The organism is Pseudomonas zanjanensis, from assembly GCF_014268745.2.
Taxonomy (GTDB): Bacteria; Pseudomonadota; Gammaproteobacteria; order Pseudomonadales; family Pseudomonadaceae; genus Aquipseudomonas; species Aquipseudomonas zanjanensis.
The window spans coordinates 689,165-715,718 of the sequence record NZ_JABWRB020000002.1 but is presented as its reverse complement, the minus strand read 5'-3'; the positions used below and the strand labels follow the sequence as shown (position 1 = coordinate 715,718).

The 26,554-nt window shown below is 60.2% G+C and carries 29 protein-coding genes and 1 tRNA gene; 5 read left to right on the top strand and 25 right to left on the bottom strand.

Annotation, left to right across the window (positions count from 1 at the left end; genetic code table 11):
- Nucleotides 1-287: 287 nt before the first annotated feature.
- The 18 genes from HU715_RS18950 to HU715_RS18865 form a co-directional block, all read right to left on the bottom strand.
- Nucleotides 288-363 (bottom strand) — tRNA-Lys (locus tag HU715_RS18950).
- Between the two features lie 63 nt (nt 364-426).
- Complete coding sequence (gene queC / locus HU715_RS18945) at nt 427-1,101, bottom strand: 7-cyano-7-deazaguanine synthase QueC (RefSeq protein ID WP_163006903.1); 675 nt, start codon at nt 1,099-1,101, stop codon at nt 427-429.
- Between the two features lie 19 nt (nt 1,102-1,120).
- A complete protein-coding gene (gene queE, locus HU715_RS18940; protein ID WP_186706351.1) occupies nt 1,121-1,768 on the bottom strand; it encodes a 7-carboxy-7-deazaguanine synthase QueE in 648 nt (215 codons plus the stop codon).
- 166 nt (nt 1,769-1,934) lie between these two features.
- Nucleotides 1,935-2,768 (bottom strand): tol-pal system protein YbgF, encoded by an 834-nt coding sequence (ybgF, locus tag HU715_RS18935; protein ID WP_186706352.1) that lies wholly within the window; start codon nt 2,766-2,768, stop codon nt 1,935-1,937.
- Between the two features lie 6 nt (nt 2,769-2,774).
- Complete coding sequence (gene pal / locus HU715_RS18930; protein ID WP_003205029.1) at nt 2,775-3,272, bottom strand: peptidoglycan-associated lipoprotein Pal; 498 nt, start codon at nt 3,270-3,272, stop codon at nt 2,775-2,777.
- A gap of 52 nt (nt 3,273-3,324) precedes the next feature.
- Nucleotides 3,325-4,626: a Tol-Pal system beta propeller repeat protein TolB gene (gene tolB, locus HU715_RS18925; protein ID WP_434574514.1), complete on the bottom strand. Its 1,302-nt coding sequence runs from the start codon at nt 4,624-4,626 to the stop codon at nt 3,325-3,327.
- Entirely contained in the window at nt 4,623-5,702 is a 1,080-nt protein-coding gene (gene tolA / locus HU715_RS18920) for a cell envelope integrity protein TolA (protein ID WP_003205033.1), read from the bottom strand. Before tolA ends, tolB begins: the two co-directional genes overlap by 4 nt.
- Entirely contained in the window at nt 5,702-6,154 is a 453-nt protein-coding gene (gene tolR, locus HU715_RS18915; RefSeq protein WP_172681749.1) for a protein TolR, read from the bottom strand. The genes tolA and tolR overlap by 1 nt, the downstream gene beginning before the upstream one ends.
- 23 nt (nt 6,155-6,177) lie before the next feature.
- The gene (tolQ, locus tag HU715_RS18910) at nt 6,178-6,873 is read right to left on the bottom strand and encodes a protein TolQ (protein ID WP_030140798.1); all 696 of its coding nucleotides are present in this window, start codon (nt 6,871-6,873) and stop codon (nt 6,178-6,180) included.
- Nucleotides 6,863-7,330: a tol-pal system-associated acyl-CoA thioesterase gene (ybgC, locus tag HU715_RS18905; RefSeq protein WP_186706354.1), complete on the bottom strand. Its 468-nt coding sequence runs from the start codon at nt 7,328-7,330 to the stop codon at nt 6,863-6,865. Before ybgC ends, tolQ begins: the two co-directional genes overlap by 11 nt.
- 127 nt (nt 7,331-7,457) lie before the next feature.
- Nucleotides 7,458-8,519, bottom strand: a complete 1,062-nt coding sequence (ruvB, locus tag HU715_RS18900) for a Holliday junction branch migration DNA helicase RuvB (RefSeq protein WP_003178599.1) — start codon at nt 8,517-8,519, stop codon at nt 7,458-7,460.
- The gene (gene ruvA, locus HU715_RS18895) at nt 8,520-9,128 is read right to left on the bottom strand and encodes a Holliday junction branch migration protein RuvA (RefSeq protein WP_053124616.1); all 609 of its coding nucleotides are present in this window, start codon (nt 9,126-9,128) and stop codon (nt 8,520-8,522) included.
- Between the two features lie 114 nt (nt 9,129-9,242).
- Nucleotides 9,243-9,767 (bottom strand): crossover junction endodeoxyribonuclease RuvC, encoded by a 525-nt coding sequence (ruvC, locus tag HU715_RS18890; RefSeq protein ID WP_014339919.1) that lies wholly within the window; start codon nt 9,765-9,767, stop codon nt 9,243-9,245.
- A gap of 196 nt (nt 9,768-9,963) precedes the next feature.
- Nucleotides 9,964-10,710 (bottom strand): YebC/PmpR family DNA-binding transcriptional regulator, encoded by a 747-nt coding sequence (locus HU715_RS18885; protein ID WP_186706355.1) that lies wholly within the window; start codon nt 10,708-10,710, stop codon nt 9,964-9,966.
- A 120-nt stretch (nt 10,711-10,830) separates the two neighbouring features.
- Nucleotides 10,831-12,606 (bottom strand): aspartate--tRNA ligase, encoded by a 1,776-nt coding sequence (gene aspS / locus HU715_RS18880; RefSeq protein WP_186706356.1) that lies wholly within the window; start codon nt 12,604-12,606, stop codon nt 10,831-10,833.
- A 75-nt stretch (nt 12,607-12,681) separates the two neighbouring features.
- Entirely contained in the window at nt 12,682-12,903 is a 222-nt protein-coding gene (locus HU715_RS18875; RefSeq protein ID WP_003178589.1) for an FmdB family zinc ribbon protein, read from the bottom strand.
- 284 nt (nt 12,904-13,187) lie between these two features.
- A complete protein-coding gene (locus HU715_RS18870; RefSeq protein ID WP_186706357.1) occupies nt 13,188-13,529 on the bottom strand; it encodes a ribbon-helix-helix domain-containing protein in 342 nt (113 codons plus the stop codon).
- Between the two features lie 208 nt (nt 13,530-13,737).
- The gene (locus HU715_RS18865) at nt 13,738-14,208 is read right to left on the bottom strand and encodes a Dps family protein (RefSeq protein ID WP_122569388.1); all 471 of its coding nucleotides are present in this window, start codon (nt 14,206-14,208) and stop codon (nt 13,738-13,740) included.
- 393 nt (nt 14,209-14,601) lie between these two features.
- Between HU715_RS18865 and HU715_RS27505 the strand changes: the two genes are divergently transcribed.
- Entirely contained in the window at nt 14,602-15,207 is a 606-nt protein-coding gene (locus HU715_RS27505; RefSeq protein ID WP_186706358.1) for a cold-shock protein, read from the top strand.
- A gap of 70 nt (nt 15,208-15,277) precedes the next feature.
- Here HU715_RS27505 and HU715_RS18855 read toward each other — a convergent pair whose 3' ends face one another.
- Entirely contained in the window at nt 15,278-15,484 is a 207-nt protein-coding gene (locus HU715_RS18855) for a SlyX family protein (RefSeq protein ID WP_060740896.1), read from the bottom strand.
- Nucleotides 15,485-15,487: 3 nt separating this feature from the next.
- Nucleotides 15,488-15,913 (bottom strand): HIT domain-containing protein, encoded by a 426-nt coding sequence (locus HU715_RS18850; protein WP_186706359.1) that lies wholly within the window; start codon nt 15,911-15,913, stop codon nt 15,488-15,490.
- An 881-nt stretch (nt 15,914-16,794) separates the two neighbouring features.
- Between HU715_RS18850 and HU715_RS18845 the strand changes: the two genes are divergently transcribed.
- Nucleotides 16,795-18,048: an OprD family porin gene (locus tag HU715_RS18845; RefSeq protein WP_186706360.1), complete on the top strand. Its 1,254-nt coding sequence runs from the start codon at nt 16,795-16,797 to the stop codon at nt 18,046-18,048.
- 166 nt (nt 18,049-18,214) lie between these two features.
- Here HU715_RS18845 and HU715_RS18840 read toward each other — a convergent pair whose 3' ends face one another.
- Nucleotides 18,215-19,057, bottom strand: a complete 843-nt coding sequence (locus tag HU715_RS18840) for a mechanosensitive ion channel family protein (protein WP_186706361.1) — start codon at nt 19,055-19,057, stop codon at nt 18,215-18,217.
- A 144-nt stretch (nt 19,058-19,201) separates the two neighbouring features.
- Nucleotides 19,202-19,687 (bottom strand): YajQ family cyclic di-GMP-binding protein, encoded by a 486-nt coding sequence (locus HU715_RS18835; protein WP_186706362.1) that lies wholly within the window; start codon nt 19,685-19,687, stop codon nt 19,202-19,204.
- 142 nt (nt 19,688-19,829) lie between these two features.
- Between HU715_RS18835 and HU715_RS18830 the strand changes: the two genes are divergently transcribed.
- From HU715_RS18830 to HU715_RS18820, 3 genes are read left to right on the top strand one after another with little or no spacing between them, the layout of a single operon-like run.
- The gene (locus HU715_RS18830; RefSeq protein WP_186706363.1) at nt 19,830-20,747 is read left to right on the top strand and encodes a putative 2-dehydropantoate 2-reductase; all 918 of its coding nucleotides are present in this window, start codon (nt 19,830-19,832) and stop codon (nt 20,745-20,747) included.
- A 45-nt stretch (nt 20,748-20,792) separates the two neighbouring features.
- The gene (locus tag HU715_RS18825) at nt 20,793-22,829 is read left to right on the top strand and encodes a sensor histidine kinase (protein ID WP_186706364.1); all 2,037 of its coding nucleotides are present in this window, start codon (nt 20,793-20,795) and stop codon (nt 22,827-22,829) included.
- 2 nt (nt 22,830-22,831) lie between these two features.
- Complete coding sequence (locus tag HU715_RS18820; RefSeq protein WP_186706365.1) at nt 22,832-23,413, top strand: cob(I)yrinic acid a,c-diamide adenosyltransferase; 582 nt, start codon at nt 22,832-22,834, stop codon at nt 23,411-23,413.
- Between the two features lie 145 nt (nt 23,414-23,558).
- Here HU715_RS18820 and HU715_RS18815 read toward each other — a convergent pair whose 3' ends face one another.
- The 3 genes from HU715_RS18815 to argJ all read right to left on the bottom strand — a co-directional run bounded on the left by HU715_RS18815 (nt 23,559) and on the right by argJ (nt 26,515).
- A complete protein-coding gene (locus HU715_RS18815; RefSeq protein ID WP_186706366.1) occupies nt 23,559-24,503 on the bottom strand; it encodes a Nudix family hydrolase in 945 nt (314 codons plus the stop codon).
- Nucleotides 24,500-25,132, bottom strand: a complete 633-nt coding sequence (locus HU715_RS18810) for a glutathione S-transferase family protein (RefSeq protein WP_186706367.1) — start codon at nt 25,130-25,132, stop codon at nt 24,500-24,502. The genes HU715_RS18815 and HU715_RS18810 overlap by 4 nt, the downstream gene beginning before the upstream one ends.
- 165 nt (nt 25,133-25,297) lie before the next feature.
- Nucleotides 25,298-26,515 (bottom strand): bifunctional glutamate N-acetyltransferase/amino-acid acetyltransferase ArgJ, encoded by a 1,218-nt coding sequence (gene argJ, locus HU715_RS18805; RefSeq protein ID WP_186706368.1) that lies wholly within the window; start codon nt 26,513-26,515, stop codon nt 25,298-25,300.
- Nucleotides 26,516-26,554: the final 39 nt, after the last annotated feature.

Genomic DNA, 26,554 nt, shown 5'->3' with positions numbered 1-26,554 from the left:
GTGCAATGCCGTTCACTTAAGAACAATGATGACCCTGTGGCGAGGGAGCTTGCTCCCGCTCGGCTGCGAAGCAGTCGTAAACCGGCGGGTGCGGTGTCTGATACGCCGCACTTGGCAGGTTTTGGGGCCGCTTCGCGGCCCAGCGGGAGCAAGCTCCCTCGCCACGGGTTTGCCGATTGCCTTAAGTGAACAGCATTGACTTCGGAGAGTGGGCTTTTTCATGGGCAAAAAAAAATCCGGAAATCCTCACTTTCGTGGGCCTTCCAGACTTTTAAAACAGCAAAAAATGGTGGGTCGTGTGGGATTCGAACCTACGACCAATTGGTTAAAAGCCAACTGCTCTACCAACTGAGCTAACGACCCGCTGTGTGGTGGCGCGTATAATACTGATTTCTAAGGACTATTCAACACTTAATTTGAAATAAATCAAAAATAACGGGTTGGATCGCTCACACCCGCCGCCGCAAAGCCTTCTGCACGCAGGCGGCAGCTGTCGCATTTGCCACAAGCGCGGCCCTGATCGTCGGCCTGATAGCAGGAAACGGTGAGTCCGTAGTCCACGCCAAGCTTCACGCCCGCCTTGACGATGTCGGCCTTGCTGAGATTCTGCAACGGCGCCTGGATGCGGAAACCCTGCCCTTCCACGCCGGCCTTGGTGGCCAGGTTGGCCATGCGTTCGAACGCTTCGACGAACTCCGGGCGGCAGTCCGGGTAGCCGGAGTAATCCACGGCATTGACGCCAATGAAAATGTCGCGGGCGCCCAGCACTTCCGCCCAGCCCAGCGCCAATGACAGGAACACCGTGTTACGCGCCGGCACATAGGTCACCGGAATGCCTTCACTTGGTGCCTCGGGCACGTCGATGGAGCTGTCGGTCAGGGCCGAACCGCCGATACCGTTGAGGTTCAGGCCGATGACTTTGTGTTCCACTGCGCCCAAGTCCCGGGCCACCCGCTCGGCGGCGTGCAGCTCGGCGCGGTGGCGCTGGCCATAGTCGAAACTCATGGTGTAGCAGCGATAACCCTCGGCACGGGCCATGGCCACGACCGTGGCCGAATCCAGGCCACCGGACAACAGGATGACCGCACGTTTTTCAGCCATGTTCGTATGTTCAGTCATCTCAGCGCCCCGGCTCGTCGTTCCAAAGATATTTATGCAGCTGCAATTGCAGGCGCACCGGCAAGTTATCCGCCACCACCCAATCCGCCAGATCCCGGGCGCTCAAATCGTGATGACTCGGCGATAGCAACACTTCGCCAGCCCGCTGATCGAGCCCGTACTGGATCAACTTGGACACGGCCCAGTCGTAATCCTCTCGCGAACAGATCACGAACTTGACCTGGTCGTTGGGCGTCAGCAGTTCGATATTTTCGTAACGGTTGCGATGCGCTTCCTTGGAGCCTGGGGTTTTCAGGTCCACGACGCGACTGACGCGCGGGTCGACGGCCGAGATATCCAGGGCGCCGCTGGTTTCCAGCGAAACCTCGTAACCGGCATCGCACAATTGCTTGAGCAAGGGGATGGCGTTGGGTTGCGCCAAGGGCTCGCCGCCCGTGACACAGACATAACGCGGACGATAACTGGCCACTTGCTCCAGGATATCGTCGAGGGATCGCACGGTGCCGCCGCTGAAGGCGTAGGCGCTGTCACAGTATTGGCAACGCAACGGACAACCGGTGAGGCGCACGAATACCGTGGGCAGCCCAGCCGTTCGCGTTTCACCCTGCAACGAGTAAAAAACTTCGGTGATTCTCAATGTGTCTTGCATAGTCGCCACGGGCGTAACAGCTAAACAGGCTGTCCGCCTCCGTCAGGCACTTCAAGGAACCCCGCCAACGCGCAGATCCCAAAAAGCGTGTTTCAGAAAAAGGGCGTGAATTCTAACGAAAAAACCCGCGACAGGCGCGGGTTTCTTCAAAACAGCTCAAGCCGGCTTACATGCGTTGCAGGTCACGCTGGGCCAACTGGGCGGCGGATGTCCCCGGGTACTGGGCCACCACCTGCTGCAGAATGCCTTTCACCTTGTCGGTGTGACCGAGGCGGCGCTCTACGTCAGCCAGCTTGTACAGCGAATCCGGCACCTTGGCGTGCTTGGGATACAGTTGCGACACCTTGGCGAACGCCTGGCCGGCACCTTGCAGGTCGCCCTTGGCCAGGTTCACTTCGCCCAGCCAGTATTGGGCATTGCCCGCGTACTGGCTGTTTGGGTATTTGCGCAGGAAAGCGGCAAAGGCCTGGCTGGCCTTGTCGAAATCCTTGGCCTTGATCAGGTCGAAGGCAGCATCGTAATAGAGCTTTTCCTTCGCCGGATCAGCCGGTTCGCCACCGGCGGCAGGTGCTGCCGGAGCGGCTGCCCCCGCGCCTGCGGCTGCACCGGGGGCGTTCAAGTCGCCACCGGCAGGAGAATTCTCAGGAGTCGCGGCAGGTGCAACGCCGGTTCCTATGCGCCGATCAAGATCCTGGTATCGCTCCAGGCTTTCCTGCTTCATGCGCGAGATATCATTTTGCAGTTCTTCGATCACACCTTGTTGGCGCGAGATCTGATCCTGCATTTGCTGCAGTTGGTTGAACAGCTGGCCCTGTGCCGAGACAGGGGTCGAAACCCCTCCCCCGGCATAGGCGCCGTTCGTACCGTAACCCGCAGGCGGATAGCTGCTCCCGCTATTGTTATAGCCGGCATCGTTATCGACCACAGGAACCGCAGCCCACGCCGCAAGCGGCGCGAGGCTGAGAGCCAGAACAGTTACAGCACGACGGCACGTTCGCATGACGAATTACTTACGCAGTTCGACGCGACGGTTTTGAGCCCAGGACTGCTCGTCGTTGCCGGTAGCAACTGGACGCTCTTCGCCGTAGGAAACCAGTTCCAGCTGAGCTGGGGAAACACCTTGCAGTACCAGGTAGCGTTGAACGGCTTTCGCACGACGCTCGCCCAGTGCCATGTTGTACTCACGAGTACCACGTTCGTCGGTGTTGCCTTCCAGAACAACGCGAGCGCCGTTCGACTTCAGGTCTTTGGCGTGAACGTCCAGAGCGCGCATGGCTTCTGGCTTCAGGTCCGAGCTGTCGTATTCGAAGTAGAAGGTGGTGATTGCGCGCAGAGCAGCTTCTTCGCTCAGGGAGCCGTCAACTGCACCGGTGTTAGCGCCGTAACCAGCGTTTGGATCAACAGCGCCTTCACCGGCATTGTCGCCGCCTTTGGACGAGCAACCTACAGCTACAGCCATGGCCAGAGCCAGCGCAGCAAATTTACCAAACTTCAGCATTTCCATCGTGAAACTCCTAATGAACCCCAGTGTGTTAAGTAAAACGTATTGCGCCGCGTCAGTTCAGGTAAGGGGACCAGGACGGTTCTCTGACTTCGCCTTGAGCGGTAGGAAGCGGGAGCCTCACGCGTCCATTAATGGACACGAGCATCAAGACTCCCCGGCCCTGCTGGCGGGTGGCGTAGATTACCATGGTGCCGTTGGGCGCAACAGTAGGTGACTCGTCCAGAGTGCTATCAGTGAGGATTTTTACGCTACCGCGCTGCAAATCCTGGGCCGCCACCTTGAAATTGGTGAAACCATCCTGGCGATGGATCATCACCAGGGTCTTTTCGTCCGCCGACAGTTTAGGGTTGGCGTTGTAGTTACCGACGAAGGTTACGCGTTCGGCACCGCCGCCACCGGCACTGGTCTTGTAGATCTGTGGCTTGCCGCCGCGGTCGGAGGTGAAATAGATGGTCGAGCCATCCTTGCCCCAGAACGGTTCGGTGTTGATGCCCGGGCCGTTGGTGACGCGGGAGATCGAACGCGAAGCCAGGTTCATCACGTAGACGTCCGGGTTACCGTCCTTGGACAGCACGAACGCCAGGCGCGAACCGTCCGGCGACCAGGCTGGCGCGCCGTTCAGGCCTTCGAAGTTGGTGATCTGCTCACGACGACCGGTGTCGATGTGCTGCACGAAAATGCGCGGACGCTTCTGTTCGAACGAGACATAGGCGATGCGCTTGCCATCGGGGGCGAAGCGCGGCGACAGGATCGGCTCGCGCGATTGCAACAGGGTCACCGCACGCGCGCCGTCGTAGTCGGAACGCTGCAGGGTGTAGCGGGTGTTGTTCTCGGAGAAGCGCTCGGCCGTCACATAGAGCATGCGCGTGGAGAACGCGCCCTTGATGCCGGTGAGTTTTTCGAACGACTGGTCGGCGATGTAGTGCGACATGTCGCGCAACTGGTCGACGCTGCCCGACACGCTGCCGGTCAGCACTTGCTGCTCGGTGGCGACGTTGAACAGGGCGTACTGCACCTGCAGGCGACCGCCGGCCGGAACGATGCTGCCGACCATGATGTACTGGGCGCCCAGGGCCTTCCAGTCACGGTAGATGACTTCGCTGGCCTGGGTTGGCAGGCTGATCATGTTCTGCTTCGGAATCGGCGCGTAGTAACCCGAGTTGCGCAGGTCGTTGCCGATGATTTCCGCCATGTCGTCCGGCAGCACGTTACCGCCCTGCCAGCCGAACGGTACGACGGCGATCGGGGTGGCCCGGTCGCTGCCGCTGGTGACCAGGATGTTCTTTTCCTCTGCTACCGCTATCCCTGCCAGGCAGCAGATAACGACCAGCATTGATCGAAGAAGGTTTCTCACAAGGCTAGATCCTCAGGTGTGAATGTCATCTTGAATGAACGATAGGGAGCAAAGTCGCTCGGCTTCATTCCTTGCATTTCCGTCAAACGCCCAATGTTCTTGACCGCCGCGACCGCCGAAGCGTCGAACGGACCGTCACCACTGGACTTGGCGACGCTGACCGACGTAACCGTACCGTCGGGCAACATGCCGATTTGCAATACTACCGTCATGCCTTTGCGCGCCGAAGGTGGACGAGCCCAGCCTTCCGCCGCTCGGGCGCGAATCAGATCATCGTAGCTGCCGGCGACTTCATCGCCCTGCTCATCGGCCAAGGCCTGCTGGCGCTCCGGCGTGTCGGAAAGCAAATCTGCCAAGGCCTGGGCCTTTTTGTCTTCGGCGGATTTACGCGCTGCGTCCTGGGCCTTTTTCTTGGCGGCGTCGGCGGCGGCTTTCTTCTTCGCGTCTTCGGCGACTTTCTTTTTCGCCTCTTCAGCTTCAGCTTTCTTCTTGGCGTCTTCGGCCGCTTTTTTCTTGGCGTCCTCGACGATCTTTTTCTTCGCTTCTTCAGCGGCCGCTTTCTTGGCCTCTTCTTCAGCGGCTTTCTTGGCTTCTTCTTCGGCTTTCTTCTTGGCTATATCAGCCAATTGTTTCTCTTCTGCCTTTTTGGCCTCGGCGGTTTTCTTCGCTTCGTCGGCTTTCTTGGCTTCGTCAGCCTTTTTCGCCTCGTCCGCTTTCTTCGCCTCATCGGCCTTCTTGGCTTCCTCGGCCTTTTGAGCCGCTTCCTCTTTCTTTTGTTCCGCGGCCTTTATCGCTTCCTGCTCGACCTTCTTCTGCTCCATTTGCTCGACTTCGGTCTGGCGCGCGGCGGATTTCTTCGCCTCACCGGCAAGCTTCTGGTTGGTCTGCGTAGTGGCCTGGCTTTTCGACTTGAGCTGGTACAACGTCGCCTGCACGATCGGCTTGGCCGGCGGTAGCTCCGGGGTCATGGCAAAACTGACGAACAGCATGCCGAACACCAGCACATGCAGGCCGATGGCCAGGACACTGGGCCAGAAGTAGCTTTCCGAGGCGGACGGCTCTCGCTGTTGCTGCATCAGGGGGCCTCGGTGATCAAGCCAACATTACCGACCCCGGCTTTCTGCAGCCCGCCCATGGCGCCCATCACGGCACCGTAGTCGACAGTCTTGTCGCCGCGAATGAAGACCTGGGTACGCTTGCCGTTGCCGTTACCGGCGTTGATGATCTTGGTCACCGCGTCGGTCATCTGCGGCAAGGTCATGGCCCGGTCCTGCTGCTTCTCGGTATCCACTTCGCTGCCAAGGTTCCAGTAATAGGTCTTGTCAGCCTTGATCGAAATGGTCAGTACCTGGGTGTTGTTGTCCTGCGGCAAGGCTTCGCTGGAAACCTTGGGCAGATCGACCTTCACGCCCTGATTGAGCATGGGCGCGGTCACCATGAAGATGACCAGCAGCACCAACATCACGTCGATGTAGGGCACCACGTTCATCTCGGCAACCGGCTTGCGCTTTTTTCGGGCTCGAGCGATTAAAGCCATTGGGAAATACCTGCTTATTCTTCGCTGGTGTGCACTTTGCGGTGCAGGATCGCCTGGAATTCATCGGCGAAGGTGTAGTAACGGCTGGTCAGCGTTTCGCTGCGGGCAGCGAAGCGGTTGTAGGCGATAACGGCCGGGATCGCCGCGAACAGGCCGATGGCGGTGGCGATCAGTGCCTCGGCAATACCTGGGGCCACGGTGGCCAGGGTCGCTTGCTGGGCCGATGCCAGGCCACGGAAGGAGTTCATGATCCCCCACACGGTACCGAACAGGCCGATGTACGGGCTGACCGAACCCACGGTCGCCAGGAACGGCAGGCCCTGTTCGAGTTTCTCTTCTTCGCGGGAGATGGCGACGCGCATGGCACGGGCCACGCCTTCCATGACCGCTTCAGGATCCACACCGGGCTGCTGGCGCAGGCGGGAGAATTCCTTGAAGCCGGCGCGGAAGATCTGCTCGACGCCTGAATCCGGGTCCGGGTTGCTGCCGGCCTGGCGGTACAGCTTGGACAGGTCGATGCCGGACCAGAAGCGCTCTTCGAAGCTCTCCAGGGCACGGCGACCGGCGCGCAGCATGTTGCTGCGCTGAAAGATCATGATCCATGAGGTCACCGATGCGGCTACCAGGGTCAGCATTACCAGTTGCACCACGACGCTGGCATTGCTGACCAGGCTCCACATGGAGGAATGGTCGACGACGTTAGCTTCCACGCTTTATCTCCTGCTCTGAGTGTGTACCCGCGCCGCTCACGCCGGCAAAGGCCGCGCGTAGAGCTTCGGGAATGGCCCGGGGTTTCAAACTATGGGTGCGCACACAGGCCACCAAAAACTGCCCTTCGCAGAGCAGCACGTTATCCGTAGCCCGCCTGACCTGCTGCTTGAAGCGCAGGCTGACACGGTTCAATTCGATGACATCGGCACTTACCATCAGCTCGTCGTCCAGTCGCGCCGGCGCGTGGTAGCGCGCTTCGCTGGAATGCACGACGAATAACAGGTCCTCCCCTGCCAGCGCGGATTGGGCAAAACCCAGTTCCCGCAGCCGTTCGGTTCGAGCCCGTTCCATAAACTTGAGGTAATTGACGTAGTAGACGATGCCGCCAGCATCGGTGTCCTCGTAATAAACGCGACAGCGATGTGCGAACGACTCCAGCCCGTTTTGCGCGCGCATACTCTAGTGCTTACTCCTCAGGTTGCCAATCGGCCAGGCAACTGTTTTTTCATTCTCGAACGCATTGACGCTCCAGGCGTCGTCTGGGACAGCACGAACTGGAAAAAAGTCGGCATTCGGAGCTCGTTCAATCGTCCACGGCATCGAGGAATTCGTCTACCACCGGCATCTCGCCCATTCGTGTCGGGATGTTTAAGCCAAAATGCAGGTAGGCATGGCGGGTCACCACGCGCCCGCGTGGGGTGCGCATGATGTAGCCCTGCTGGATCAGGTAAGGCTCCAACACATCCTCAATGGTGTGGCGTTCTTCGCTGATGGCCGCCGCCAGGCTGTCCACGCCCACTGGGCCACCGTCAAACTTCTCGATCATGGTCAGCAGCAGGCGCCGGTCCTGGTGGTCGAAACCCCGCTCGTCGATGTCCAGCAGGTTCAACGCCAGGTCGGCAATCGGCTTGGTGATGTGGCCCTTGGCCCGGACTTCGGCAAAATCCCGCACCCGACGCAGCAGGCGGTTGGCGATCCGCGGCGTACCCCGGGCACGCCGGGCAATTTCATAGGCCCCGTCGGGGTCCAGTGGTAACCCGAGGATGCCCGCCGAGCGGCTGACGATCGTCGCCAGGTCGGCGTTGTTATAGAACTCCAGGCGCTGGACGATACCGAAACGGTCCCGCAGCGGGTTGGTCAGCATGCCGGCGCGGGTGGTGGCGCCGACCAGGGTGAACGGCGGCAGGTCGAGCTTGATGGAGCGCGCCGCCGGCCCTTCGCCGATCATGATGTCGAGCTGGAAGTCTTCCATGGCCGGGTACAGCACTTCTTCGACGATCGGCGACAACCGATGGATTTCGTCGATGAACAACACGTCATGAGGCTCAAGGTTGGTCAACAGCGCCGCCAGGTCGCCCGGCCGCTCGAGCACCGGCCCCGATGTGCTCTTGATCGAGACGCCCATTTCCTGGGCAATGATATTGGCCAGGGTGGTCTTGCCCAGGCCCGGCGGGCCGAAGATCAAGGTGTGGTCCAGCGATTCGCTGCGCCCACGGGCGGCCTGGATGAACAGCTCCATCTGCTCGCGCACGGTCGGCTGGCCGATGTAGTCGGCCAGGCTGACAGGACGAATCGCGCGATCCTGGATTTCCTCGCGGTCACGGGGCGCGCCCGTGGCGGCAATCAGACGGTCAGCTTCAATCACTTAAATCATTCCCTTCAGGGCACGGCGAATCATGTCTTCAGTGCTCAGGCCTTTTTCCTTGATGGCGGAAATCGCCTTGCTGGCTTCCTGAGGCTTGTAGCCCAGGGAGATCAGCGCGGTGACCGCATCGTTTTCGGCGCTGACCGCCGGCACCGGCGCATCCGGCTGGTTGGGCACCAGGGCGAACATGGCCGGCACCGCCTCCCAGGCCTTGAAGCGGTCCTTGAGCTCGACCAGCAGGCGCTCGGCGGTTTTCTTGCCCACCCCCGGCACCTTGGTCAGGGCCGAGGTATCCTGGGACTGCACGCAACGCACCAGTTCGTCGACTTCCAGGCTCGACATCAAGGCCAGGGCCAGTTTCGGACCGACGCCATTGAGACGGATCAGCTCGCGGAAAAAATCCCGCTCACGCTTGCCGACGAAACCATAGAGTAACTGCGCATCCTCGCGCACGACCAAATGGGTGTGCAGGGTCAGCGGCTCGCCGACCGACGGCAAGCGATACAGCGTGGTCATGGGCACTTCCAGCTCATAGCCCAGGCCGTTCACATCGAGAATCAGGTGCGGCGGCTGTTTTTCAGCCAGGGTGCCGCGCAAGCGTCCAATCACGTTTCAGATCCTTGGGCGTTGGCCAGCCCCCAGGCTGGCGAGTAACAACACGAGCATTCAGGCCGACGATACAGGCGCAACGGGCTCGGGTTCATGAATGAAGCGCTGATGCTATCAGAGACGCAGGCGCCCGCCACGACTGCGTGCGGTTCCCAGGCCATGGGGCAACAGACTGGAACGGGTGTGGGCATGGCAAATGGCGATGGCCAGGGCGTCGGAAGCATCGATCTGTGGCTTACTGACCAGCTTCAACAGGTGCATCACCATCATTTGCACCTGTTCCTTGTTCGCCGCCCCAGTGCCGACGACCGCCTGCTTGACCTGGGTCGCGGTGTACTCGGCGATCTCCAGGTTTTCCTCGGCGCCCGCCACGATGGCCGCCCCCCGGGCCTGCCCCAGCTTCAGGGCCGAATCGGCGTTGCGCGCCATGAAGACCCGCTCGATGCCCATGGTCACCGGGCCGTAGGTCTGGATGACTTCGCGCACGCCGCGATAAACGATCTGCAAGCGCTCGTGCAGCTCACCCGCCCCGGTGCGGATGCAACCAGAGGCGACGTACACGCAGCCGCGCCCGGTATCGCGAACCACACCGTAGCCGGTGATGCGCGAACCAGGATCGATACCAAGGATTAAAGTCATAGCGCCTGCGAAAGGTAATGCGGATTACAAGAGGATACAGCTCATCAAAGACTTGCAGTGAATCCGTGGCGAGGGAGCTTGCTCCCGCTGGGCTGCGCAGCAGACCCTTCTTTGTGAGTGCTTCGCACTCAAGCGGGAGCAAGCTCCCTCGCCACGATGATTTCAAGCAAACCTTAAGTGAGCGGCATTACGCCTGTCAGCCCAGCTGTTCAGCCACCGACTCCGGAATATCAGCGTTGGAATAAACGTTCTGCACGTCATCCAGGTCTTCCAGCATGTCGATCAGCTTGAGTACCTTTTCGGCCCCTTCCAGGTCCAGTTCGGCGCTGGTGGTCGGCTGCATGACGATTTCCGCGTCGGCAGGCGCAAAGCCGGCGGCTTCCAAGGCGTTGCGCACGGCATAGAAGCTGGCGAACGAAGTGAACACGTCGAACGAGCCGTCTTCATGGCTGACCACGTCATCGGCGTCGGCCTCCAGGGCCGCCTCCGTCAGGGCATCCTCATCGAGGCCCGGGGCGAAGCTGATCTGCCCCTTGCGTTCGAACAGATAGGCCACCGAGCCATCGGTGCCGAGGTTGCCACCGCATTTGCTGAATGCATGACGCACGGCGGCGGCGGTACGGTTGCGGTTGTCGGTCATGCATTCGACCATCACCGCCACGCCGCCCGGGCCGTAACCTTCGTAGGTCAGCTCTTCAACGTTATCCGCCTCGGTTGCACCGGCGCCACGGGCAATGGCCCGGTCGATGATGTCGCGGCTCATGTTGGCACCCAAGGCCTTGTCCAGGGCCAGGCGCAGGCGCGGGTTGGAACCCGGGTCGCCGCCACCCTGGCGGGCCGCGACCGTCAGCTCACGGATCCACTTGGTGAAGATCTTGCCTCTCTTGGCATCCTGACGTTCTTTGCGGTGCTTGATGTTCGCCCACTTGGAATGACCTGCCATAACTCGCTCCGTTTCTTTTTGGAACATTGCCCGCCCTGCGCGTGCGCAGTGGCCGACAATCAGAAATATCGACGCCAATGAAAAGGCGCATCCGAAGATGCGCCCTCTCAGGTGCCAGCCTTACTCAGCCTTTGGCTGTTCACGCAGGCGGATGTGCAACTCGCGCAACGCCTTGGCGTCCACCACGCCCGGCGCCTGGGTCATGACATCGGCCGCGCTCTGGGTTTTCGGGAACGCGATCACTTCACGGATCGACTGGGCGCCGGTCATCAGCATCACCAGGCGATCCAGGCCGAAGGCCAGGCCACCGTGGGGCGGTGCACCAAACTTCAGGGCGTCCAGCAGGAAGCCGAACTTCTCTTCCTGTTCAGCTTCATCGATACCCAACAGACGGAACACCGCCTGTTGCATTTCCTTGCGATGGATACGGATCGAACCGCCACCCAGCTCGGTGCCGTTCAGGACCATGTCGTAGGCGCGCGACAACGCGGTGGCCGGGTTGGCCTCCAGCTCTTGCGGCGAGCACTTCGGCGCAGTGAACGGGTGGTGCAGCGCGGAGAAGCTGCCATCGTCGTTTTCTTCGAACATCGGGAAATCAACGACCCACATAGGGGCCCACTCGCAAGTCAGCAGCTTCAGGTCGTGGCCCAGCTTGATGCGCAGCGCACCCAGGGCTTCGCTGACGATCTTGGCCTTGTCGGCGCCGAAGAAGACGATGTCACCGTCAACCGCACCGACGCGATCGAGGATCACGTTGAGATTGTCTTGCGGGATGTTTTTCACGATCGGCGATTGCAGGCCATCAACACCCGCGGCGCGCTCGTTGACCTTGATGTAGGCCAGGCCCTTGGCACCGTAGATGCCGACAAACTTGGTGTAGTCGTCGATCTGCTTGCGCGGCATGCTGGCGCCGCCTGGAACCCGCAGGGCCGCGATACGGCATTTCGGGTCGTTGGCCGGGCCGCTGAACACCTTGAATTCGACGTCCTTGAGCTGATCGGCCACATCCACCAGTTCCAGCGGGTTACGCAGGTCCGGCTTGTCGGAACCGTAGCGACGCATGGCCTCTTCGAAGGTCATGTGCGGGAACTCGCCGAACTCCAGGCCCAGCACTTCCTTGAACAGGTTGCGGATCATGCCCTCGGTCAGGCCCATGATGTCCTTTTCGTCGAGGAAGCTGGTCTCGATGTCGATCTGAGTGAACTCAGGCTGACGGTCGGCACGCAGGTCTTCGTCGCGGAAGCACTTGGCGATCTGGTAGTAGCGATCGAACCCAGCCACCATCAGCAGTTGCTTGAACAGCTGTGGCGATTGCGGCAAGGCGAAGAAGCTGCCGGGGTGGGTACGGCTCGGCACCAGGTAGTCGCGGGCGCCTTCCGGCGTGGCGCGGGTCAGGATCGGCGTCTCGACGTCGAGGAAGCCGTTCTCGTCCAGGTAACGACGGATGCTGGTGGTCATGCGCGAACGCAGGCGCAGCTTCTCGGCCATTTCCGGGCGACGCAGGTCGATGAAGCGGTAGCGCAGGCGGGTTTCCTCGCCCACGTCGGAGTATTCGTTGAGCGGGAACGGCGGGGTTTCCGCTTCGTTGAGCACTTCCAGCTCGTAGCCCAGCACTTCGATCATGCCCGACGCCATGTTGGCGTTGCCGGCGCCGGCCGGGCGCAGGCGCACCTTGCCGGTGATCTTGACGACGTATTCGCTGCGCACGCGGTCGGCGGTGGCGAAGGTTTCAGCGCGGTCCGGATCGAACACCACCTGGGCCAGGCCTTCACGATCACGGATATCGAGGAAAATCACCCCGCCATGGTCACGGCGACGATGGACCCATCCGCAAAGAGTAACTTCCTGACCTTCCAGGCTTTCGTTCAGTTGGCCGCAATAATGGCTGCGCATCATGGTAGTGGTTTCACTTCTCGTAATTCGACATTCGGTTGGAGGCCCTGCCCGTGCAAGAACTCGCGCGTATTCAACTCAATCAGCTTTGTCGCCACCGGCCAGGTTCTTCTTGGCGCCGGTCTTGAAGTCGGTTTCATACCAGCCGGTGCCACCGAGGCGAAAACCGGGCATGGAGAGCATCTTTTTCAGTTCCGGCGCCTGGCAGGCAGGGCAGTCGACCAGCGGTGCAGCGCTGATCTTTTGAATGGCTTCCATCTGATGACCACAGGAAGCACATTGGTAGTCGTACATCGGCATGGGGTTGTCTCGGCGATCAGGTTACACGCGCAAAGGCAGGCTTTGCGGCAAAGAGCGGGATTATATCCATTAAATGCGGCCTGTGCAGCCGTAAGACCGCACAGTCATTGCCGATCCTTTTGTTCATTAAAGGCTTGCGCGACTCATCGTGGCCAGAGCTTGCTCCCGCTTGAGTGCGAAGCGCTCACAAAGAGGGCTGCTGCGCAGCCCAGCGGGAGCAAGCTCCCTCGCCACGAATGAACTCATTCCCCTGGGGGACACCGCGCTCGCAACCATTGACGGGGCTAGACCACACGATGATCCATTCCCGCCTCTTTCAAGCTGTGCACCACACAGACCACGCGCACCAACCCGCTGAAATTGCGCACCCCACCGTGACGCAGGTGCACTTCCCTGTCCACATGGGACAGCAACGTGCTGATGGAGCAGCGGTTGAGCTCGGCCATGTCGCCGAGAATATCCCAATAGACCTGCTCCAGCCGCAGACAGGTGGCGAACCCGTTCAAGCGAATGGATCGGGCCAGTGGCCGGGCCAGTTGCATATCGAACCCCCGGACGAACGGGTCGACGCTGATGGGCTGGAAACGCCCCCGCCCCCCTTCTCCGGGTACTTTTCCTTGAATCATACCGTTGACACTCCTTTGCCATACGAGCCTCTGGGTTGGAACAACCCATCCGTGGCTCTATGGAAGCTCAACGGCACCGCCAGTTCCAGATGACTTTATGACCATGGGCGTAGGACAAGCCAACAGCAGGCCAGCGACGAATTACGTCGTCCTACACGGCACGTGCAGGCAACAAGCCCCACCCCACGTCATCCCCGGCCTAGACTTACTAGCCCTCGAGCAGCGCGCGCAGCATCCAAGCGGTTTTTTCGTGGACCTGCATGCGCTGGGTCAGCAGGTCAGCGGTGGGCTCGTCGCTGACCTTGTCCAATAAAGGAAAGATGCCACGGGCCGTACGCGTCACTGCCTCCTGACCCTCGACCAGTTGTCGGATCATGTCTTCGGCGGCAGGCACGCCTTCCTCTTCCTTAATAGAAGACAGGCGCGCATACACCGAGTAGGCGCCCGGGGCCGGGAAGCCAAGGGCACGAATTCGCTCGGCAATCAGGTCCACCGCCAAAGCCAACTCGTTGTATTGCTCCTCGAACATCAGGTGCAGGGTCCGAAACATCGGCCCTGTGACGTTCCAGTGGAAATTGTGGGTCTTGAGGTACAGCACGTAGGTGTCCGACAGCAGGCGCGAAAGCCCGTCGACGATGGACTTGCGATCTTCTTCACTGATACCGATATCAATTGCCATTGGGTTGATCTCCTGAGGATGATGAATTCAACGACGCCCTAAACTCTAGTGGTTTTGGCGGCCGATGGCCTGCGACAGATCGCCAGCCCTCCAGAACCGACAAGCCAGGACAGCCGACGGTTCCGACACCCCGGGCAATTCAACGCCGCTTGCCTGACACCTCCAGACATCGGCGCAGCTTTTCTGGCCGACGAACAGCGCGGTGCGCGCCCGTAACGGGTTTGAGAAGGCCCCAGCTTTGCTGTTAAATAGGCAGTGTGTCGCTACGCTTATTTTCCCGGGCGTAGCGCATAGGCTGATTCGGGTACGTGTCCAACGCCTCTCATTGTTTCGAAGCGAACCGTCCCCGACCCGCTCTTCCTTGTGACCTGTCTTAACCGTGAGCCAATCAAAATGTTGAAAATCGTCCACTTGCTAATGGGCGCAGCTGCCCTGCTGCTGTCCTTCATCCCTAGCCTGGGTTCCGAAGCCACACCTTACCTGCAACATCCCGATGCACTGTACCTGGCCTTTTTCGGCCTGCTCAACCTGACCCTTGCACCTGTCATCCCTTACTGGAACAAAGGTCCACGTCACCAACTGCAAAACCTGGTCAGCGCCCTGCTGGTGCTGGCCGTTGCCTTGCAAACCCTGGCCCTGCTGGCACCGATGCCGGAAATCGGCGGTCAACCGGCCATTCTGTTCAGCCTGGGCGCGGCCCTGTTCGCCGTGGCACTGCACCTGGCCGTCAGCTTCTACAAGAAGTCGTCGCCAGCCGCCGCTGCGCAGAACTACGACATGTCCAACCGCGATACCGGCACGGTGAAGTGGTTCAACACGTCCAAGGGCTTCGGCTTCATCTCCCGCGACTCCGGCGATGACATTTTCGTGCATTTCCGGGCCATTCGTGGCGAAGGCCATCGCGTCCTGGTGGAAGGCCAGCGCGTGGAATTCTCCGTGATGAACCGCGACAAGGGCCTGCAAGCCGAAGATGTGATCGCTGCGCTACCACGCCGCTGATCCAAACGAAAAAAAACCGCGATGCAGCCTGGCTGCTCGCGGTTTTTTATTGCCTGGCAATCGGAGCCCATCAGTAGTGAGGCGGCGGCGCTTCTTCCTCGAACGACTCGAATTGCCCGGCCATTTCTTCCTGGCGCTTGAGCAACGCCGCCATCTGCAGCTGCAGACGCTCGACAACGCGTTGTTGCGCCACCAGCACATCATTCAATGCCTGGATGGTGTCATCCTGAAATGCCAGACGGCTTTCCAGATCGGTTACACGCTCTTCAAGGTTCATGGTTCAGCCCTCCAGAAACTTGAAATCATCGGCCAGAGCCACTCGCAACCGTTCGCGAATGGCCGCGACCTGCCCCGCATTATACGGCTGGGCCGGATGCTTGCCCCAGACCGGCGCAGGCCAGGCGGCATCATCGCGCTTGCGCACAATGACATGCATGTGCAATTGACTGACCACGTTACCCAAGGTTGCAACGTTCATCTTGTCGGCATCGAACGAATCCTTGAGGGTTTCGGCCAGCGCCGTGGTTTCTTTCCACAGCTGCAATTGATCGATGTCATCCAACTGAAACAATTCGCTGATATTTTCTCGCCGCGGCACGAGGATGAACCACGGGTAGTTGGCGTCGTTGGACAAGAGCAAACGGCACAACGGGAAATCACCGATAGGCAATGTGTCTTGTTGCAGTCGTGGATCTAAGGCAAACACCGCGCGTACTCCTCGTTATCGATTCTGCCCGGCTCAGCGGCCCGCAGGCCTGCGTCGGACACAGAGGTGCAGCATACCCGCGAATGCCGGATCGATCACTGCGTAGCGCGCCCGACGCCGTTTCTTCGAGTTTTTTTCAACATACGGCATCAACCTGTGCAGCTGACGCACCAACACAGCGCAAGCGGCACGGCAATCCCCTGGAAGGACCATGCCAGGGCCCAGGCAAAGCCTCGACGCTGTAAGATTTTCGTACAACATGAAATTTTTTTGCACCAAAACAGCACAGTACGTCTACGCTCAGTGCACAAAGCATCCGTGATTTACTCACTGGGTAGGGTGAACCGGTAACGTTTTTGGTTGTCTTGCCGCATTTGCCGATGCCAAACACGGGAGCTCACACGAGTCAACCCTATTTAAAACAAGGCCTTTGGAGCCCGGTTTCATGAGGTTTCACCGCGTCAACCGGTGAAATGTGAAAAAAATGTAAACGAAATCCGGGTTTGAGCATGCTTGTTGCATTCATACTCGCACTGTCCAAGGGGCTCGCCGGAAGCGAGAACCTGCCGACACACAAATTAAAGTGGCAAGGCTGCCCACAGGAGCTTCAAACGCGGTAATGACGGACTCTTTACACCGACGCCGAAAAAAGAAAACAACATAAAAGTTGTGAATACGGTTGCGTCGGAACAGCTGAAATGCGACATGGATCGAGCCATTGGCGACAGGGTCGTAAAGAAGCTGAAAGGTTGAATGGGCAAGTATCGCCAAAGAATGTCGACGTGATATAAGTTTGCGCCGACACAAAAAGAAAGAGCCGCCCAGATAAAAAAACAGGTGGGACGGCAGTACTCTTCTAAAAACCAAAGGAGCAAATCACGATGCGCGTGATGAAGTGGAGCATGATCGCACTGGCTGTATCGGCCAGTACCTCGCAGTTCGCAATGGCGTCCTCCCAAGAGGAATCCAAGGGTTTTATTGAAGATCAGAGCTTGACCGTTCTGACCCGTGCGCTGTACATGAACCGTGATTTCAAGAACAACCCAAGCACTTCGCAAAGTTATCGTGAAGAGTCGGGTGTTGCCGCTCGTGCCATTTACGAGTCGGGCTTCACTCAAGGCACCGTTGGTGTAGGCGTTGACGGCTTCGCATTTGGCACCGTTCGCATCGATGGCGGTAGCGGTCGTGCCGGTAACGGTCTGTTCGCTCGCGACAGCGACGGCAACCTGGAAGACACACAATCGAAAGTGGGTGGCGCGGTTAAATTCCGTCTGTCCGACACCGTCCTGAAATACGGTAACCAGTTCACTACCAGCCCGGTTTTCTCCACTGACGACAGCCGTCTGCTGCCGGAAGTTGCCACTGGTACCCTGATCACCAGTAAAGAAATCAAAGGCCTGGAGCTGACCGCAGGTCGTTTCAACGCCATCAGCTCGCAAACTGGCATGGGTGATGACGGCCTTGGCCTGAAATCCGCTGACATCGTTGGCGCAACCTACCAGTTCACCGACAACTTCGTCGGTGGCGTAGCGGCTTCCGATGTTGAAGACCACTACAAAAAGAAATACCTGAACCTGAACTACACCTTGCCGATCAACGAAGATCAGTCCCTGAACTTCGACTTCAACGGTTATGACAGCCAGGACCAAGGCCAGAAGCTCAGCGGCGACGTTGACAACCGCATCTGGTCCCTCGCAGCAGCCTATGCCATCGGTGCCCACAAGTTCACCCTGGCTCACCAGCGCTCCACCGGTGATACCGGCTACGTGTACGGCGTTGACGGCGGCGGTACCATTTTCCTCGCCAACTCCATCCAGTACTCCGACTTCAACGGTCAGGACGAGCGTTCCTGGCAGGCTCGCTACGACCTGAACATGAAGACCTACGGCATTCCTGGCCTGAGCTTCATGACTCGTTACGTTACCGGTGACAACATCGAAACTGGCGGCGAAGAAGGCAAAGAGCACGAGTGGGACATCGAAACCAAGTATGTTCTGCAAAGCGGTCCAGCCAAGGACCTGTCTTTCCGTGTACGTAGCGCGTTCTACCGTGCCAACACTGCCTATAACGGCATCAACGGCAACGACAACAATGATTTCCGCGTAATCGTCGAATACCCACTGAGCATCTTGTAATTCAGTGCTAGTTCGATAGCTTCACCCGCTACAAACAAAAACCGCTCACCTGATTCCAGGTGAGCGGTTTTTTTATGCCCATTGCAATGTCAGCTTTAACGCAACTTATTAAATAGCAAGCTAACTAAACATAACCTGACTCCAGTGCCAAGTTATATTCAAGTCGTTATTGCGCCGGCCCTTCCTGAACCACCCGAATCACTCGTTGTGGAAACGGAATATCAATGCCCGCGTCCTTCAAGCGATCCCGCGCCAGCTCATTGAGCATGAACATGACGTTCCAGTAGTCCGCGGTCTTGACCCAAATACGCAACGACACCGTAATCGCACTGTCGCCCAAGGTGGAAATCACTGCTTCAGGCGCCGGATCCGCCAGCACGCGTTCATCCTTGGCCAACTCAAGCAACACTTCCCGGGCCTTTTGCAGGTCGGCCTGGTAATCCACGCCGACATCGAACACGACCTTGCGGGTCGGCTGGCGGTTGGTGTTGGTGATGATGCCGTTGGAGAGATTACCGTTGGGCACGATGACGGTCTTGTTGTCACCGGTGCGCAACACCGTGTGGAAAATCTGGATGCTGTCGACCGTACCAGCCACACCCTGGGCTTCAATCCAGTCACCGATGCGGAACGGACGGAACAGCAGGATCAGCACGCCACCGGCGAAGTTCGCCAGGCTGCCTTGCAAGGCCAGGCCAATCGCCAGGCCGGCGGCACCGATGGCGGCGACGAACGAAGTGGTTTCCACACCGATCATCGAAGCGACGCTAACGATCAGCAATATCTTCAGGATGATGTTGGCCAGGGTACTGATAAACCCTTGCAGGGCCAGGTCGGCGTTACGCAGGGCCAGCAGCGCACCCAGTTTCTGCGTCACTTTGTTGATCAGCCACCAGCCGATGGCCAGGGTGATGACGGCCAGCAGCACGCGGCTGCCGTATTCCATGATCATGGGAATCCAAGTCTGGGAAGCCTTGACCAGGTTGTCCACTTCAGCGTTCAAGTCCATCTAATTCTCCTTATTCCTGTTGCACGCGGCATTGTGTGGCGAGGGAGCTTGCTCCCGCTGGGCTGCGTAGCGGCCCTATTGATGGGTGCTGCGCACCCAAGCGGGAGCAAGCTCCCTCGCCACGGTAACCGCGAAAATCCGAAATCAGTCGCGGAAATTATTGAATTGCAGGGGCATGTCGAATGCCTTGGCGCGCAGTGCCGCAATGGCTTCTTGCAAGTCGTCACGTTTCTTGCCGGTGACCCGCACCTGCTCGCCCTGGATGGCGGCTTGTACCTTGAGCTTGGCATCCTTGATGTGAGCGACGATCTTCTTGGCCAGCTCCTTGTCGATGCCTTCCTTGAGCACGGCTTCCTGCTTCATCAACTTGCCCGAGGCATAGGCGTCCTTGACTTCAAGGCACTGCACATCGATCTTGCGCTTGACCAGCGCCAGCTTGAGGATCTCGATCATCGCCTCGAGCTGGAAGTCGGCCTCGGCGGTCAGGTTCACGGTCAGGTCTTTTTCCTTGAACTCGAAACTGCCCTTGCCCTTGAGGTCATAACGACGGTCGAGTTCCTTGACGGCGTTTTCAACCGCGTTGGTGACTTCGTGCTTGTCCAGTTCGGATACCACGTCGAATGACGGCATGTAGTGTTCTCCAAATAAAAAGGCGCGCCAGTATCAACGGCGCGCGCTTGGCTTGTGGTTAAAATCGGGCTCATTATAACGGCTCTTTTCCTGCCGACACTGCGAGCCCTCCGATGCCTGCATCAATCCGAGCAAAAAACTGATGTCGACCACTTGGCATGTCCTCGGGGCCGGCAGTCTCGGCACGTTGTGGGCCGCGCGCCTGGCCCGGGCCGGGTTGCCGGTGCGGTTGGTGCTGCGCAGCGAAGCGCGCTTGCAGGCCTACCGCAACGCCGGTGGCCTGACCCTGGTGGAACAAGGCCAGGCGCAGTGCTACCCGGTGCCGGGCGAAACGGCGGACAGCCCGGCGCCCATCAAGCGCCTGCTTCTAGCCTGCAAAGCCTACGACGCAGAAGCAGCCGTGAATTCGGTGGCCCATCGCCTGGGCGCCGAATCGGAACTGATCCTGCTACAAAACGGCCTCGGCAGCCAGGACGCGGTGGCCAACTGTGTGCCCCAGGCCCGTTGCATCAGCGCCTCCAGCACCGAAGGCGCGTTCCGCGACGGTGACTGGCGCGTGGTATTCGCCGGCCACGGCTATACCTGGCTGGGCGACCCGGCGCACCCGGTCGCGCCGTTCTGGCTGGACGACCTGACCGCCGCCGGCATTCCCCACGAATGGAGCGCCGACATCCTCACCCGACTCTGGCGCAAGTTGGCGCTCAATTGTGCGATCAATCCACTGACCGTGCTGCATCAATGCAAGAACGGTGGCTTGCAGGAACACCGCTGCGAAGTCGCGACCTTGTGCGCGGAGCTCACTGACCTGCTCGAACGTTGCGGCCAGCCCGCGGCGGCCGAGGATTTGCAGCCGGAAGTCGAACGGGTGATCCAGGCCACGGCCGCCAATTACTCCTCGATGTACCAGGACGTCGCCAATCGGCGGCGCACCGAAATCAGCTATTTGCTCGGTTACGCCTGCAAGGTCGCCCAACGCCATGAGCTGAGCGTGCCGCATCTGGAACAGCTGCGCCAGCGACTGATTGTCCACTTGGACAACCTCGGATTGCCCAGCGACTGAGCAGCGGCTACGCTGGCCTCGTGTTCCTTCTTAGCGACGAGTCTGATGCCATTGCGCCAGCGCCTTGAAAACCTCCCGGTCGGCCAGAAACTGCTGGCCGCCCTGTTGGTGTTGTTGACCACTGTCCTGCTGGTGGCCAACCTGACCTTTATCAGCGCCGCCTACTATATTTCCCAGGAAAGCATGGCGCCCCAGGCCCTGCAGACCATTGGCCGGCTGATCGCCAATCCGAGCCTGATCTCCGAGGCCCTGCAATCGCCCCAAAGTGCCCAACGCCTGCTCGACGAACTCAACAGTTATGCACCGCTGCGGGCGGCGGCGCTGTACGACGGCCAGGGCGAGCGCCTGGCACAGCTGCAACAGGGCGAAAAGCTCAAGCTGCCGGACCATTACCGCAACATACAAGCCTGGCAAGCGGGTGAGTTTCGCAGCAACAAGGTCATTACCCTGCCCCGTCCGGGCACCGAGCCCGGCCACCTGTTGCTGGTGGCCAGCAGCGAATTGCCCACGGCGTTCTACACCGGCACCCTGACCGCCAGCCTTGGCATCCTGATTTTCAGCGTGTTGCTGTGGCTGGTCATTGCCCAACAGATCAAACGCCTGATCACCCAGCCGATCCATCAGCTCGAAGAGCTGTCACGCCAGGTTACCCGCGAGGAAAACTATGCCCTGCGCGCCGCCCGGGGCAACCACGATGAAATCGGTAGCCTGGCCGAGGCGTTCAATACCATGCTGTCGCGGATCGAAGCCCGGGAACAGCAACTCAAGCGCGCGCGGGACGACTCCCAGGCCGCCTACGACCAGGCCCAGGGCCTGGCGGAAGAAACCCGCCATACCAATCGCAAGCTGGAGCTGGAAGTCCAGGTGCGCAGCAAGATCGAGAAAAAACTCACGGGCTTCCAGAATTATCTCAACAGCATTATCGACTCCATGCCGTCGGCGCTGATCGCCCTCGACGAACAACTCTACGTGACCCAATGGAACCAGGAAGCCAGCGCCCTCTCCGGCACGCGCCTGGACGAGGCCTTGAACCAGCCGATCTTCCTCGCCTTCGAACCGCTCAAGCCGTACCTGCCCCAACTCAAGCAGACCGTCGAGCAACACACGGTGGCCAAGATCGAACGCGTCACCTGGACCAAGGACGACGAAGCCCGGCATTACGCCCTGACCTTCTACCCGTTGATGGGCGGCGCCGGGCGTGGCGTGGTGATCCGCATCGATGACATCACCCAGCGCCTGTCGCTGGAAGAAATGATGGTGCAATCGGAAAAAATGCTCTCGGTCGGTGGCCTCGCGGCAGGCATGGCCCATGAAATCAACAACCCCTTGGGCGCCATCCTGCACAACGTGCAGAACATCCGTCGGCGGCTGTCACCGGAATTGCCAAAGAACCTCGAACAGGCCGAGCAGTTGGGCATCGAACTGCCGGTGGTCAACCGCTACCTGGAAAGCCGCGAGATTCCGCAGTTGCTTGACGGCATCCAGCAAGCCGGCGCCCGGGCGGCGAAAATCGTCACCCACATGCTCAGTTTCAGCCGGCGCAGCACCCGGCAAATGGCGCCTTGCGACCTGCCCGCACTGATCGACCAGGCGGTGGAGATCGCCGGTAACGACTTCGACCTGGCGATCGGCTTCGACTTCAAGGGCCAGGCGATCATCCGTCAGTTCGACCCGAACCTGGGGCCGGTGCCCGGCACGGCCAACGAACTGGAACAGGTGCTGCTCAACCTGCTGAAAAACGCCGCCCAGGCGATTCATCAGCGCCAGGACGACAGCGAGCCCGGGCGCATTATCCTGCGCACACGGTTGAATCCGCCGTGGGCGGAAATCCAGGTCGAGGACAACGGCATCGGCATGAGCGAGAACGTGCGCAAGCGCACCTTCGAACCCTTCTTCACCACCAAGGAGATCGGCCAGGGCACCGGCCTTGGGCTGTCGGTCTCGTATTTCATCATCACCAACAACCACAAGGGCCAGATGGAAGTGCAGTCGGCGCCGGGCCAAGGCACCTGCTTCACGCTGCGCCTGCCCTTGGCGGGCACGTCGATGGTGGCCCAGGAAAACAAACAACTGGAGCGCTGAGCATGGGCTTTCGCCTGTCGAAGATTTACACCCGCACCGGCGACAAAGGTGAAACCGGGTTGGGCGATGGTCGCCGCGTGGCAAAGGATCATCCACGAGTCGAGGCCATCGGCGAAGTGGACACACTGAACAGCCAGTTGGGCTTGTTGCTCGCCGGGCTGGCCGAGGAGTCCGTCCGGCATCCGGCGCTGGAGGAAGTCATCGCAGTGTTGGCGCCGTGTCAGCACCGGTTGTTCGACTTGGGTGGTGAGCTCGCGATGCCGGCGTACCAAGCCTTGAACGTGGCGGAAATCGAGCGGCTGGAAGCGGCGATTGACCTGTGGAATGAAGAACTGGGGCCGCTGGAAAACTTCATCCTGCCCGGCGGATCTTCCTTGATCGCGCAAGCTCACGTCTGCCGAGCCCTGGCCCGCGGCGCCGAGCGTCGTTGCCAGCAATTGAACGCGGTGGAGCCGCTGGCCGGGCCGGGGCTGGCCTATATCAATCGGTTGTCGGATCTGCTGTTCGTGACCGCGCGGGTCATTGCCCGGCGGCAGGGGGTGGCGGAGGTGCTTTGGGTGGCGGCGGCCAAGCCTGAAGGCTGATCAGAGGTGTATCGCCTGTCAGTCCGCCTTCGCGAGCAAGCCCGCTCCCACAGGGGATCTGCGGCAGGCACACATTCTGTACCTGGCAGAAATCTACTGTGGGAGCGGGCTTGCTCGCGAAGAGGCCGGCAGTCACACCACACCATCAAGCCTCAGGCCAAAACGCCCGAATCCCCGCCACACCCTGCGCCCCGGCCTCCCAGGCTTTTTGCTGCTCGCCAGGCCCTACCCCGCCCAACAGATAGACCGGCCGGTTGAAGCCCTCGATCAACCGCGCCGCCTCCGCCCAGCCCAACGGCTGTGCATCGGGATGGGTCTGGGTCGGCTGCACCGGCGAAAGGGTGACAAAGTCCACATCCATCTGCTGCGCCAGGGACAGCTCCTCGGCGTTATGGCAAGAAGCCGCCAGCCAGCGATCCTTACCGAACGGTCGGCCGGCCGCCGCATGCTTGCGCAGTTGCGCAGCGGTAATGTGCCAGCCCGCGGAAGGAAAATCCCCCAGCCACTCGAACGGTCCCTTGAGCATCAGTTGGGCCTTGCCGGCACACAACCCCACCGCATCCACCGCCAGATCGCGGTATTGCGGGTCGTAGCCATTAGGCGCACGCAACTGGACCAACTTGATCCCGCCGGCAATCGCCTTCTGCATGCCGCGCAGCAAGGCTGGCGTCTCAAGGCCTTCCGGGGTGATCAGGTATTCACCCGGCAAACGGGCCGCCGCGACGATCGGCTGGTTGGCCGCTGGAAATTCATGATTCGTCAGGTCGCGGGCCGTCACCCAGGCCAACGGTTGACCTTCGGCGCCATGGGGTTCGCCACTGAACGCCGAAACTTCCCAGACGTCCAGCAACACCTGTTTGTCCGGGTAATCGTGACGCACCTTGATCAACGGCCGGGCAACGTCGACGACGATGCCCAGTTCCTCATGAAGCTCGCGGGCCAGGGCCGTCTCAACGGACTCATCGGCCTCGACCTTGCCACCAGGAAATTCCCACAGGCCACCCTGGTGTTGGGTGTCGGCCCGTCGGGCAATGAGGATTTTGCCGGCAGCGTCGCGGATCACCGCCGCCGCCACATGGACTCGTTTCACCGCGTAGTTTCCTCCAGGCCAGCTTGTTGCCACGCCTTGAACGCTGACCATTGATATAGGGTTTGGACGTAGGCCTCATCGACCTCCGGCAGTGCCACTTGATAAGTGCGCAAGCGTACGGCAACCGGGGCAAAAAAAGCATCGGCCAGGCTTACGCGGCCAAACAGGTAGGGACCGGTTTCGGTCGCCGCCGCACGGCATTCGGCCCACAACGCCAGCATCCGCTGGATGTCCGCCTGCACGTCGGATGGCATCGGTGACAGCGGCGCATCGTGCAGCAGATCCATGGGCATATGGTTGCGCAGGGCGAAAAAGCCGCTGTGCATCTGCGCACAGGCCGAGCGCGCCTGGGCCCGGGCAGCCACGTCCTTGGGCCAGAGATTGGCCTCGGGAAATTGTTCGGCCAGGTATTCGGCAATCGCCAGGGAATCGGAGATCACGCCGAATTCGGTCTTGAGCAATGGGACCTTGGCCGTGGCTGAATACTTGAGCAGCTTTTCACGGGTATCCGGCTGGCCGAGCCTGACCAACTCTTCGGTGTACTTCGCACCGGTCAGCGCCAGGGCGAGCGCGCCGCGCATGGACCAGGAAGAGAGATCTTTGTCGCCGATGATCAGGTGCAGGCTCATGGGGATTCCTTTCTTGTGGATCAATCAGAAAAAACTGTGGAGTCTGTCGGGCCGCCTTCGCGAGCAAGCCCGCTCCCACAATGGAATTTGTTGTGTAAACACTTTCTATGTCACCCCGCGAATCTCTTGTGGGAGCGGGCTTGCTCGCGAATGGGACAACTCGGTTTACGTCCGATACTCGGCGTTGATCTTCACATACTCGTGCGACAGATCAGTCGTCCAGATCGTTTCGCTGCAATCACCCCGTCCCAACTCGATACGGATGGTAATTTCTTCCTGCTGCATCACCGCCGCGCCCTGGGCTTCGGTGTATGTGGCAGCGCGCGCGCCTTGGCTGGCGATGCAGACCTCACCGAGGAACACGTCGATCTTGCTCACGTCCAGCTCAGGCACGCCGGCCCGGCCGACGGCGGCAAGGATCCGGCCCCAGTTCGGGTCGGAGGCGAACAGCGCGGTCTTGATCAGCGGCGAGTGCGCCACGGTGTAGCCGACATCCAGGCATTCCTGGTGGTTGCCACCGCCGTTGACCTGCACGGTCACGAACTTGGTCGCGCCTTCGCCGTCACGGACGATGGCCTGGGCCACTTCCATGCACACGTCGAACACTGCCTGCTTCAGGGCGGCGAACAACGAACCGCTGGCCTCGGTGATCTCCGGCAGGTTGGCCTGGCCGGTGGCGATCAGCATGCAGCAGTCATTCGTGGACGTGTCGCCGTCGATGGTGATGCGGTTGAACGACTTGTTGGCGCCGTCGAGCATCAGGTCTTGCAGCACTTGGCGCGAGACCTTGGCGTCGGTGGCGATGTAGCCGAGCATGGTCGCCATGTTCGGGCGGATCATGCCGGCACCCTTGCTGATGCCGGTGACGGTGATGGTCACGCCGTCATGCTGGAACTGGCGGCTCGCGCCCTTGGGCAGCGTGTCGGTGGTCATGATGCCGGTGGCGGCCGCGGCCCAGTTGTTTTCCGACAAGTCATCGAGGGCGGCTTGCAGCGCGCCTTCGATCTTCTCCACCGGCAGCGGCTCGCCGATCACACCGGTGGAATACGGCAGCACCTGGCTGGCGTCGACGCCGGTCAGCTCAGCCAGCTTGGCGCAGGTGCGCTCGGCGGCGGCCAGACCTGGCGCGCCGGTGCCGGCGTTGGCGTTGCCGGTGTTGGTCAGCAGGTAACGCACCGGCCCTTGCACGCGTTGCTTGGCCAGGATCACCGGCGCGGCACAGAAAGCGTTGAGGGTGAACACGCCCGCTACGGTCGAACCTTCGGCGCAACGCATGACCACGACATCCTTGCGCCCGGGGCGCTTGATGCCGGCCGAAGCGATACCGAGTTCAAAACCGGCAACCGGGTGCAACGTGGGCAACGGACCAAGACCAACAGCCATGAATGCGCTCCTTAATAAATGTATTCAGCATCGTCCTTA